General features: G+C 72.2%; 8 protein-coding genes. 5 read left to right on the top strand and 3 right to left on the bottom strand.

What is annotated here, in order from left to right:
* Positions 1 to 2,674 (top strand): AAA family ATPase (locus G3I54_RS20140; RefSeq protein ID WP_239144453.1); only part of this gene is annotated, 2,674 nt, incomplete at its 5' end.
* Between the two features lie 28 nt (positions 2,675 to 2,702).
* Here G3I54_RS20140 and G3I54_RS20135 read toward each other — a convergent pair.
* The 3 genes from G3I54_RS20135 to panB all read right to left on the bottom strand — a co-directional run bounded on the left by G3I54_RS20135 (position 2,703) and on the right by panB (position 5,636).
* Positions 2,703 to 3,563 carry an ABC transporter permease gene (locus G3I54_RS20135; protein ID WP_164616257.1) on the bottom strand — a complete coding sequence of 287 codons (861 nt, stop codon included), beginning with the start codon at positions 3,561 to 3,563 and terminating at the stop codon, positions 2,703 to 2,705.
* Positions 3,560 to 4,573, bottom strand: a complete 1,014-nt coding sequence (locus G3I54_RS20130) for an ATP-binding cassette domain-containing protein (RefSeq protein ID WP_164616256.1) — start codon at positions 4,571 to 4,573, stop codon at positions 3,560 to 3,562. The genes G3I54_RS20135 and G3I54_RS20130 overlap by 4 nt, the downstream gene beginning before the upstream one ends.
* Before the next feature lie 172 nt (positions 4,574 to 4,745).
* Positions 4,746 to 5,636, bottom strand: a complete 891-nt coding sequence (panB, locus tag G3I54_RS20125) for a 3-methyl-2-oxobutanoate hydroxymethyltransferase (protein ID WP_164616255.1) — start codon at positions 5,634 to 5,636, stop codon at positions 4,746 to 4,748.
* Positions 5,637 to 5,827: 191 nt separating this feature from the next.
* Here panB and G3I54_RS20120 point away from each other — a divergent pair, with 191 nt between their 5' ends.
* From G3I54_RS20120 to G3I54_RS20105, 4 genes are all read left to right on the top strand, one after another.
* The gene (locus tag G3I54_RS20120) at positions 5,828 to 7,435 is read left to right on the top strand and encodes an MFS transporter (protein ID WP_164616254.1); all 1,608 of its coding nucleotides are present in this window, start codon (positions 5,828 to 5,830) and stop codon (positions 7,433 to 7,435) included.
* 157 nt (positions 7,436 to 7,592) lie between these two features.
* On the top strand, positions 7,593 to 8,270 hold the full coding sequence (locus G3I54_RS20115; RefSeq protein ID WP_164616253.1) for a TetR/AcrR family transcriptional regulator: 678 nt from the start codon (positions 7,593 to 7,595) through the stop codon (positions 8,268 to 8,270).
* A 213-nt stretch (positions 8,271 to 8,483) separates the two neighbouring features.
* Positions 8,484 to 9,509, top strand: coding sequence for an endonuclease/exonuclease/phosphatase family protein (locus G3I54_RS20110; RefSeq protein WP_164616252.1), 1,026 nt, complete (start codon positions 8,484 to 8,486; stop codon positions 9,507 to 9,509).
* A gap of 210 nt (positions 9,510 to 9,719) precedes the next feature.
* Positions 9,720 to 10,976: an MFS transporter gene (locus G3I54_RS20105; protein ID WP_164616251.1), complete on the top strand. Its 1,257-nt coding sequence runs from the start codon at positions 9,720 to 9,722 to the stop codon at positions 10,974 to 10,976.
* The last annotated feature ends 97 nt before the right edge of the window (positions 10,977 to 11,073 follow it).

Here is an 11,073-nt window from a genome sequence, read left to right as displayed (position 1 = left end):
GGCCCCCTCCCCGGCGACCCCGGCCCCGGCACCACCGGCCCCGGCCCCGGCACCACCGGCCCCGGCCCCGGCACCACCGGCCCCGCCCGCGCCCGCCTACGGGAACCTCCGCGCCCGGCTCACCAGCTTCGTCGGTCGCGACACCGACATCGCCACCCTGCGCGAGGACCTCGGCCGCGCCCGGCTCGTCACCCTGCTCGGTCCCGGCGGCGCCGGAAAGACCCGGCTGTCCCAGGAGGCCGCGGAGGCCGCCGCCGAGGCCTGGCCCGACGGCGTCTGGCTCGCCGAACTGGCCCCCGTCGACGACCCGGACATCGTGCCCGAAGCCGTCCTGACCGCGCTCGGCGCCCGGGAGACCGTGCTGCGCGGGGCCGGGGCCGAGGAGCTGCGGGCCACCGACCGCACCGGCGCCGACCCCCTCGTACGCCTCACCGAGCACTGCGCCCCGCGCCGGATGCTGCTCCTGCTGGACAACTGCGAGCACGTCGTCGGGGCCGCCGCCGCCCTCACCGACCATCTGCTGACCCACTGCCCCCAGCTCACCGTTCTCGCCACCAGCCGCGAACCTCTCGGCGTTCCGGGCGAGTTCGTCCGCCCCGTCGAACCGCTGCCCGACCCGATGGCGCTGCGCCTGCTCGCCGAGCGCGGGGCCGCCGCCCGCCCCGGCTTCCGTACCGACGCGGACGAGGCGACCGCGGCCGCCTGCGCCGAGATCTGCCGCCGCCTGGACGGGCTGCCGCTCGCCATCGAACTGGCCGCCGCCCGGCTGCGGATGCTCACCCCGCGCCAGATCGCCGACCGGCTGGACGACCGCTTCCGCCTCCTCACCAACGGCAGCCGGACCGTGCTGCCCCGCCAGCAGACCCTGCGCGCCGTCGTCGACTGGTCCTGGGACCTGCTCGACGCCGCCGAACGCGCCGTGCTGCGCCGCCTCTCCGTCTTCGCCGGAGGCTGCTCCCTCGCCGCCGCCGAGGAGGTCTGCGCCCTGCCCGCACCGGCCGCCGGCGTCACCGTGGACTCCCTGGACGTCGCGACCCTGCTCGGCTCCCTCGTCGACAAGTCCCTCGTGGTCGCCGCGCCCGGCGACGACGAGGAGATGCGCTACCGGCTGCTGGAGACGGTCGGCGAGTACGCCGCCGAGCGCCTCGACGAGGCCGCCGAGCGGGACGCCGTCGAGCGCCGCCACCTCACCCACTACCGGGAGCTGGCCCGCGTCACCGGGCCGAAGGTGCGCGGCAGCGGTCAGCGCGAGGCCATCGCGGGCCTCCAGCGCGAGTACGAGAACCTGCGCACCGCGCTGCGCCACGCCGTGGCCGCCCGGGACGAGCACGAGGCGCTGTGCATCGTGCTGTCGATGGCCTGGTACTGGATGCTGCGCGACCTGCGCTCGGACGCCGGTCAGTGGAGCGCCTCCGTCTCGGCGCTCGGCCCCGACCCCTTCGCCCCGCCCGGCGTCCGGGCCCCGGTGCTCCTGGAGCGGCCCACCGACCGGCCGCCGCCGATGGACGACGAACAGCTCGCGGAGGCGCGGCGCGGGGTGGCCCTCCTCCAACTGGCCGGTGCGGACCATGCGATCAGCGTCTGGTCGACCCCGGAGGGCAAGGAGCGGCTGAAGATCATCGCCGACACCTACCGGCCCGGCATGCCGCAGACCTGCCGTCTGCCCGGAACGCTGTGGCTGTTCGCGATCATGCTCACCGGTGAGGAGGACCGGCTGCACATGGTGCTCGACGAGACGGTCCGGGCTTCCCGGGTGCACGGCGGCGAGTGGGAGCTGGGCTCCGCGCTCCACACCCGCGCCAACCTCCTGGCCAACAGCCCCGAGCGGGTGGCGGACGCGCGCGCCGACGCCGACGAGAGCCTGGAGATCTACACCCGGCTGGGCGACGACTGGGGCGCCGCCGAAGCGCTCTCCGCCCGGGGTGAGGCCAACGAGCGGGGCGGTGACTTCGCGGCGGCGCTGGACGACTACCGGGAGGCCGTGGGGTACGCGCGGAAGATCGGCGCCCAGAGCCAGGTGGCGCTGTTGCGGGCCCGGTACGCCGGAGCCCTCATCGAGCTCGAACGGCTCCCGGAGGCCGAGGCCATCCTGCGCGACGTCACCGAGAACGGGCGGGCGTCGGGCCATGAGGCGACGCCGATGGCCCGGATGCACCTGGGGTTCGTGCTCGGTCTCCAGGGGCGGGTGGACGAGGCCCGTCGGCAGGCGCACCTGGTCCGCGAGGACTTCAGGTCCCGCGATGTCGCCATCTTCGGCGGATTCGTCTACGGCGTGCTGGCCTGGCTGGACAACCTCGACGGCGACCACTTCTCCGCCCTCGACAACGCGCTGATCGCACTGGAGAGCGCGCGGGAGCCACTGTCGATGATGGTCGCCCCGCAGATGCCTTCGGCCCATCTGACGGCCATCGCCCGGGCGCTCGTCGGGCTCGACGGCGCCCACGCGGCGCGGGACGCCGCCCGGCTGCTGGGGTTCCAGGAGACGCTGCTGCCGAAGGGGCATGTGCCCAGCGTCATGGAGCGCCGCAACTCGGTGCTCACCGAACAGGCCGCCCGGGCCCGGCTCGACGACGACGCGGCGTACACGGCGGCGTACGAGCAGGGCGGTGGCCTCACCCTCGACGAGGCCACCGCCCTGGCGGAGACGTACCGGCGCGCGCACCCTCCGGCGTAACGTCCCTCCGCTCAGGCCTTCTTGCCGCTCAGGCCTTCTTGCGGAACTTGGCCACCGCCAGCGGGGCCATCACCAGCGTGATGCCGGCCGCCCAGGCGAGCGTCAGCCAGACCGAGCCGGCGACCGGGCCGCCCATCATCAGGCCGCGCACCGCGTCCGCGAGGTTGGACAGCGGGTTGTAGTCGGTGAACGCCTGGAGCCAGCCCGGCATGGTCGTCGGCGGCGCGAAGATGGAGGATCCGAACTGCAGCGGCATCAGCACCAGCATTCCCATCCCCTGGACCGCCTGGGCCGTCTTCATGGCGAGCCCGAGCACGATGAAGATCCACATGATGGCCGCGCCGAACACCGCCGACAGCGCGACGGCCGCCAGGAGTCCGAACACGGACGTGCCCAGGGTCATGCCGAGGGCGAAGCCCATCGCGAGCAGGATGGCGATGGCGACCATCATCCGGCCCAGCTCGACCACGATCTTGGCGATCAGCACCGAGGAACGGGCGATCGGCATCGTCCGGAACCGGTCCATGACGCCCTTGCGGAAGTCGTCGTTGACCCCGGTGCCGACGGCCATGGCGATGTTCATGCCCATCATCGCCATCAGCCCGGGGATCAGGTAGTTCAGATAGTCCTGCCGGTTCCCGCCGAGGCTGGCGCCGACCGAGCCGCCGAAGACGTACACGAACAGCAGCGTGAAGATGATCGGCATCAGAAGGACGTCGAACATCGACTCCGGGTCCTTCTTGATCTGGAGCAGATTGCGTCGCGCCAGGGCCCCGATGTGCCGGAGGTTGGCCCGCAGGCCGATCCGGCCCTCCTCGGCCGCGGCCGCCTTCGACGGGGCGGTGCCCGCGGACCCGGCGGGGGCCGGGGTCAGTGTCGTGGTGCTCATGCGGCGACCTCCTGGGGAGCCTGGTCGGAGAGGGGTGCGGCCTTGTCGCCGGTGATCGCGAGGAACACCTCGTCGAGGCTGGGCAGGGCGGTGGAGACATGGGCCAGGGAGAAGCCCCGGACGCCCAGCAGCCCGATCACCGCGGTCAGCTGCTCGTCGCTGAGGATCGGCACGTACAGCAGTCCTTCGTCCGGCACGGCCTGCGCACCGGCGACGCCGTCGAGCCCGGCCTCCCGGATCGCCTGGGCCATCGCGGCCAGCTCCGCCGGGTTCGAGGGCCGGATCTGGAGGGTGCGGCCGCCGACCTTGGCCTTCAGCTCGTCGACCCCGCCCCGGGCGATGATCTTCCCTTTGTCGATCACGGTCAGCTCCTTGGCGAGCTGCTCGGCCTCCTCCATGTACTGCGTGGTCAGCAGGACGGTCGCGCCCTCGGCGACCATCCGCTGCACCTCGTCCCAGACCTCGTTACGGGTCCGGGGGTCGAGCCCGGTCGTCGGCTCGTCCAGGTAGAGCACGGCGGGGCTGCCGATCATCGAGGCGGCCAGGTCGAGCCGGCGGCGCATCCCGCCGGAGTACTCCATGCAGGCCCGCTTGGCGGCATCGGTGAGCGAGAACCGCTCCAGCAGCTCGTCGGCGCGGGCCCGCGCCTGCTTGCGGGGCAGATCGAGCAACCGCCCGATCATGTAGAGGTTCTCCCAGCCGGAGAGCTTCTCGTCGACCGAGGCGTACTGCCCGGTCAGACCGATGGTGCGGCGGAGCTGCCGGGGCTGCTTCACCACGTCGTAGCCCGCGACGACCGCGTGCCCGGCGTCGGGGGTGATCAGGGTGGACAGGCAGCGTACGAGGGTGGTCTTGCCGGCGCCGTTGGGGCCGAGCACACCGAGGACGGTGCCTTCGCGGACGTCGAGGTCCACGCCGTCCAGTGCCTTGGTCTCGCCGTAGTGCTTGACCAACCCCCGCACCTCGACGGCGTTCCGGCCGCTGCTGGGGTTCTTGTCGATTCGTTCCATGTCCACCAGCAGACCAGCGCCCACCGACAGCTCACCGACAGGCCGCCGACACGGCCCGGCGCCGGCCGCCGCGCAGGCGACAGCCCGCCGATGGGGGATGTCGGCGGGCTGTCGGTGGTGCGGGAAATGGCTGGTGGGCGCCGCTCTCACGAAGCGGCGGCGACCGGGTGGATCAGTGGAAGGTGTGCTCCGCCGCCGGGAACGTACCGCCGACGACCTCGTCCGCGAACTCCTTCGCCGCGTCGCCGAGGACCTGGCGGAGATTCGCGTACTGCTTGGTGAAGCGCGGCACCTTGCCGCCGGTCAGCCCGACCATGTCGGTGTAGACCAGCACCTGCGCGTCGGTCGCTGAACCGGCGCCGATGCCGACGGTCGGGATGTGCAGCGTACGGGTGACCTCGGCGGCCAGCTCGGCGGGCACCAGCTCCAGCACCACGGCGAACGCGCCCGCGTCCTGGACGGCCTTGGCGTCGCGCAGCAGCTGCTGCGCGGCCTCCTCGCCGCGCCCCTGGACCCGGTAGCCCATCGCGTTGACGGACTGCGGGGTCAGACCGATGTGGCCCATGACCGGGATGCCGGCCTCGACCAGCAGCCGGATCTGCTCGTGGGACCGCTCGCCGCCCTCCAGCTTGACCGCGCCGACGCCCGACTCCTTGATCAGCCGGGTGGCGTTGCGCAGCGCCTGGACGGGACCTTCCTGGTACGAGCCGAAGGGCAGGTCGGCGACGATCAGGGCGCGCTTGGTGCCGCGTACGACGGCGGCGGACAGCATGGCGATCTCGTCCATCGTGACGGGCACGGTGGTCTCGTAGCCGAGGTGGACATTGCCCATCGAGTCGCCGACGAGCATGACCGGGATACCGGCCTCGTCGAAGACGGACGCGGTCATCGCGTCGTAGGCGGTGAGCATGGGCCACTTCTCGCCGCGCTCCGTGGCGGCGGCGATGTCGTGGACGGTGATGCGGCGGGTGGACTTCCCTCCGTACAGCGCTTTACTGCTGTCGGCGGGGGAAGCGGCGCCACCCGCGGGAGAGGACTGATTCTGCGCAGCCTGAAGCGACATGGCCAACGGCTCCTTCGTCATCTCGAGGCGCCCTGACGGCGTCCCCGGATCCCTTCCATGGTGGCATCCCGCCCGGCCACTCGGGAAGTGGGCCCGCACACGCCCGTCCGTACAGCCTCCCGTCGCCCCGTTGGGGAAAGTTTTAACAATACGAGACGGTCTCGTATCGAAACGGGGTTAGGCTCGTCCCCATGCCCATATCGTCCGGCGCTCCCGCCGCCGCGCCCCGTGTTCCCGAGGCGATCCACCGCCGCCGCTGGTGGATCCTCACCGTCCTCATGTTCAGCCTGCTCATCGTGGTGCTGGACAACTCGATCCTGAACGTCGCGGTCAAGACGATCGCGAGCCCCGCCCCCACCGGCATCGGCGCCACCCAGAGCGAGCTGGAGTGGGCGATCAACTCCTACACGCTCGTCTTCGCCGGGCTGCTGTTCACCGCCGGGCTGCTGGGCGACCGGATCGGCCGCAAGAAGGTCCTCCTCGCCGGCATCCTGGTCTTCGGCCTCGGCTCCGCGCTGGCCGCCTTCTCCACCTCGCCCGGCGAGCTCATCACCTGGCGGGCGCTGATGGGCTTCGGCGCGGCCTTCGTGATGCCCGCCACCCTCGCCGTCCTGATGAACGTTTTCGAACGCGACGAGCAGCCCCGGGCCATCGGCATCTGGGCGGGCAGCGTCGGGCTCGGCATCGCCATCGGCCCGATCACCGGCGGACTGCTCCTGGAGCACTTCTGGTGGGGCTCGATCTTCCTGGTGAACGTCCCCGTGGTGGTGATCGCCCTGGTCGCCATGGCGATCCTGGTCCCCGACTCCCGCGACCCGAATCCCGGCAAGGCCGACCCGGTGGGCGTCGCGCTCTCCATCGTGGGCCTGGTCCTGCTGGTGTACGGGATCATCCGGGGCGGCGAGCTGGCCGACTTCACCGACACCACCGTCATCCTCGCCATCGCCGGCGGGCTCCTCGTCCTGGCCGGATTCGTCTGGCACGAGAAGCGCAGCAGCCACCCGGCCATCGACATCTCGTACTTCCGCGAGCCCGCGTTCGCCGCCGCCGTGGCCGCCATCGCGCTGGTCTTCTTCGCGCTGATGGGCGTGACCTTCTTCTCCGCCTTCTACCTCCAGAGCGTGCGCGGATACTCCGCCCTGGAATCGGGCCTGCTGATCGTTCCGCTCGCCGCCGCCCAGATGATCTTCGCGCCCCGGGCCCGGCTGGTCGTCGACCGCTTCGGGGCCCGCGCGGTCTGCACGGTGGGCATGCTGCTGGTCGCCGCCGGACTCGCCTGCTTCGCCCTGTTCGACGCCGGTACGCCGGTGTGGGTGATGTGCCTCGTCTTCTTCGTCCAGGGCACCGGGATGGCGCACATCATGCCGCCCGTCACCGTCGCCGTGATGCAGGCGCTGCCCCGCGAGAAGGCCGGTTCCGGTTCGGCCATCAACAACACCTTCCGCCAGGTCGGCGGCGCGCTCGGCATCGCGGTCCTCGGCTCGGTGCTCTCCACCGTCTACCGGGGCGACATCGAGGGCCACCTCGGCGCGGTCCCGGCCGGGGCCAGGGACGTGGCGGGCGAGTCCATCGAGGCCACGCTCGGCGTCGCCGAGAAGCTCGGCCCGGTGGCCGGAAAGCCTCTGGTCGCCGCCGCCAACGACGCGTTCATCAGCGCCATGCACGTGACCGCGCTCGGCTCGGCGGCCGTCGCCCTGATCGGCGCCGTCGTCGTCGGCCTGTTCCTGCCCGGCCGGCCCCCTGCGGAGACCGCGGCCCCGGCGGACCCCCGGCCCGCGGAGAAGCAGCCGGTCCGCTGACGCCGCGGTGAGGTCCGTCGCCCCGCGCACCCCGGGTCGGCGAGAATCGGGGCGACGTTCGTACGTACGCGGGGCGTCAGGCGGACGTCAGACGGACGTACGGCACTCGTACGGCGCTCGTACGAGGAAGAGCGGCGCGGTGGAGAGGCGGCTTCAGGTGCAAGGCCAGCAAGGCCAGGACGACGACCGGGACCGGTGCGGGGCACGGGCCGGAGGTGAGCCGCCGGCCGGGGCGGCGGATCCCGAGCCCCGCCGCGGCCGGCCCCGCTCCGCCGCGGCGGAACGGGCGATCCTGGACGCCGTCATCGCCCTCCTGGAGGCGGGCGAGCCGCTGGCGGGCCTCTCCATCGAACGCATCGCGCGCACGGCGGGCGTCGGCAAGGCCACCATCTACCGGCGCTGGAGCGGAAAGGAGGAGCTCTTCGTCGACGTCGTACGCGACATGGAGCCCACCGACCCGCCCGTCTCGGGCACCGCCGGACTCGCCGACCTGCGCGTGCTGCTGGAATCGCTGCGCACCCGGGGCCTCGCCCAGCGTTCCTCGGTGCTCCTGGTCAACATCTTCGCCCAGATGAAGAGCCACCCGAAGCTGTGGGAGGAGTACCACGGCACGGTGATCGCCCCCCGGCGCGTCGCGATGCTGGAGGCGGTGCGGCGCGCCGTGGCCGCCGGGGAGCTGCGCGACGACCTCGACGTGGAGCTGATCGACGACCTCTTCGTCGGCCCCATGCTCGTCCGCACGGTCCACCGCCCCGACGCCTCGCTGCCCGACGACCTCGCGGACCGCATCATCGCCGCTCTGCTGCAGGGCCTCGCCCCGACGGCACGTGCCTGATCAGGGCAGGCGCGATCGGTACGAGTGTGATCGTTCTGTCACAAGGCGCCCCGGCAGGCCCCGGCCCGGAACCTCTCGTCCCGTCTCCGCCGTCCTGCACGTCGAAAGGCCGACGCCGGGATCGACGGCGGGGTCGACGGCGAGAATGCCGCCGCTCATCACCTAGGGTCGAGAGCGCGGCGATGTGCAGGGCAAGGCAGTGAGGACAGCGCGATGGTGCAGGCGTACGGAGCGGACACGGGCAACGGCAGCGCGGAGCAGCCGGAAACCGGCGGGTCCCGCTTCCGGGGCCTGCGGGACAGACTGACGTCCGACCGGGGCATCTGGCGGCGCGGGATCCTGCTGGCCCTCTGCTCGGTGCTGCTGACCCTGCTGATGGTCGTCCACGCGCGGATCCCCAACCGGCTCGGCAACCTCGGCAGCCTCATCGAGACGTTCCTGCCGTGGGTCGCGCTCTTCATCCCGGTGCTGCTGGTCCTGGCCCTGGTGCGGCGCTCCGCGACCGCCCTGATCGCGCTGCTGCTGCCCGCCGTGGTCTGGCTCAACGTGTTCGGCGGCCTGCTCACCGACAAGTCCGGCGGCGGCGGCGACCTCACCGTCGCCACCCACAACGTGAACGCCGGCAACCCCGACCCCGACGGCACCGCCCAGCAGGTCGCCGGCTCCGGGGCGGACGTCGTGGCCCTCCAGGAACTCCCGGGCAAGCAGGTCTCCACGTACGAGAAGTCGCTGGCCGGCCGCTACCCGTACCACTCGGTCCAGGGCACGGTGGGCCTGTGGAGCAAGTACCCGCTGGCCGACACCAAGCCCGTCGACATCAAGATGGGCTGGACCCGGGCGATGCGCTCCACGGTGAAGACCCCGCAGGGCGAGGTCGCGGTGTACGTGGCCCACCTGCCGTCCGTCCGCGTGAAGCTGCACGCCGGGTTCACCGCCAACCAGCGCGACAACAGCGCCGACGCGCTCGGCGAGGCCATCGCCGATGAACCGGTCAAGCGGGTCGTCCTGCTCGGCGACCTGAACGGCACGATGAACGACCGCTCGCTGAACGCGGTCACCTCCCAGATGCGTTCCACCCAGGGCGCGGCGGGCGACGGCTTCGGCTTCAGCTGGCCCGCGTCCTTCCCGATGGCCCGGATCGACCAGATCATGGTCAAGGGAGTCGAGCCGCTGTCCTCCTGGACGCTCTCGGCGACCGACAGCGACCACCTCCCGATCGCGGCCCGCGTGGAGCTGTGACGTATGCGCCGGGGCCGGCGGGACCGGCGGCCCCGGCGCAACGAGCCGTTCACCTGCCGGTAGACGCCCCGGCATAAACATCTGCGAGAATTTGTTCCGGTAACTTACATATAGGTGGCGCGAGCCGTCGCCCAGCACCCCCGCGTGCCGAGGCGACGGCTCCCGACTGTGCGCCCCCACCCTCTCCGCGTTGCGAAAGGTCTTCTCCCTATGCCCCTGGCTCTCCTCGCCCTGGCCGTGAGCGCCTTCGGCATAGGCACGACGGAGTTCGTCATGATGGGGCTGCTGCCCAACGTGGCGGACGACCTGGGTACGTCCGTGCCGACCGCCGGATACCTCGTGTCGGCGTACGCGATCGGCGTCGTCCTCGGCGCACCGCTCCTCACCGGCCTGGGCTCCCGCATCCCGCGCAAGAAGATGCTGCTCGCCCTGATGGCGCTGTTCACCGTGGGCAACCTGGCCTCCGCGCTCGCCCCGGACTTCGGCTGGCTGCTCGCGGGCCGCTTCCTCGCGGGTCTGCCGCACGGCGCGTTCTTCGGCGTCGGCGCGGTCGTGGCCGCCCGGCTGGTCGCCGAGGGCCGTCAGGCGCGGGCGGTGGCGACGATGTTCCTCGGCCTGACGGTCGCCAACATCGTCGGCGTCCCCGCCGCCACGCTGCTCGGCCAGCACCTCGGCTGGCGGGCGACCTTCCTGGTCGTCGCCGCGATCGGCCTCACCGCGATGGCGGCCCTGGCCCGCCTGGTGCCCGCCATCCCGGTCGAGGCCCATCAGGACGTACGCCGCGAACTCCGCGCCCTCGGTCACCGCCAGGTGCTCCTCGGCCTGCTCACCGCCGTCTTCGGCTTCGCCGGCGTCTTCGCGGTGTACTCGTACCTCTCGGCCATGACCACGAAGGCGATGGGCTTCGGCGAGTCCTCGGTGACTCTGGTCCTCGCCCTCTTCGGCATAGGAATGACGCTGGGCGCCCTCGCCGCGGGCCCCCTCACGGACCGGGCCCTGCGCCCGACCCTGTACGGCTCGCTCGGCGCACTCGCGGTGGTCCTGGTGGCCTTCCCGTTCACGGTGCACGTGCAGTGGGCGGCGCTGGTGATGGTGGTGCTGCTGGGCGGAGTCGGGTTCATGACGACGACCCCGCTCCAGATGCTGGTGATGAACAAGGCGAAGGACGCCCCGACCCTGGCCTCCGCCTCCAACCACTCAGCCTTCAACCTGGCCAACGCGGGCGGCGCCTGGCTGGGCGGCGTGGCCATCGCGGCAGGCTGGGGCTGGACGTCGCCGGCGTTCGTGGGCGCGGTGCTGGCGGTGGCGGGCCTGGCGATCGCGGCGACGGCGGGGTACTTGGACCGGGGCGATGGGCAGCGCTCCCGAGTGGTGGCCAATTCCCCCCACCAGACCCCCGCTCAAGCCAGCCCGTCAGGCACCCACTCCAGCCCGTCCGGCACCTGTTCCAGCCCGTCCGGCGTTTGAGGACGGAACCGTCACGCCGGGCGGGCGCGAGGCAACATCACCCTCGGCCCGGTCGAGCCACTCCAGCCCGTCCGGCGCTTGAGGACGGACCCGATAC

Origin of the sequence: Streptomyces sp. SID14515 (assembly GCF_010548505.1) — a bacterium.
GTDB lineage: Bacteria > Actinomycetota > Actinomycetes > Streptomycetales > Streptomycetaceae > Streptomyces > Streptomyces caviscabies.
This window is presented reverse-complemented; position numbering and strand designations above follow the sequence as displayed.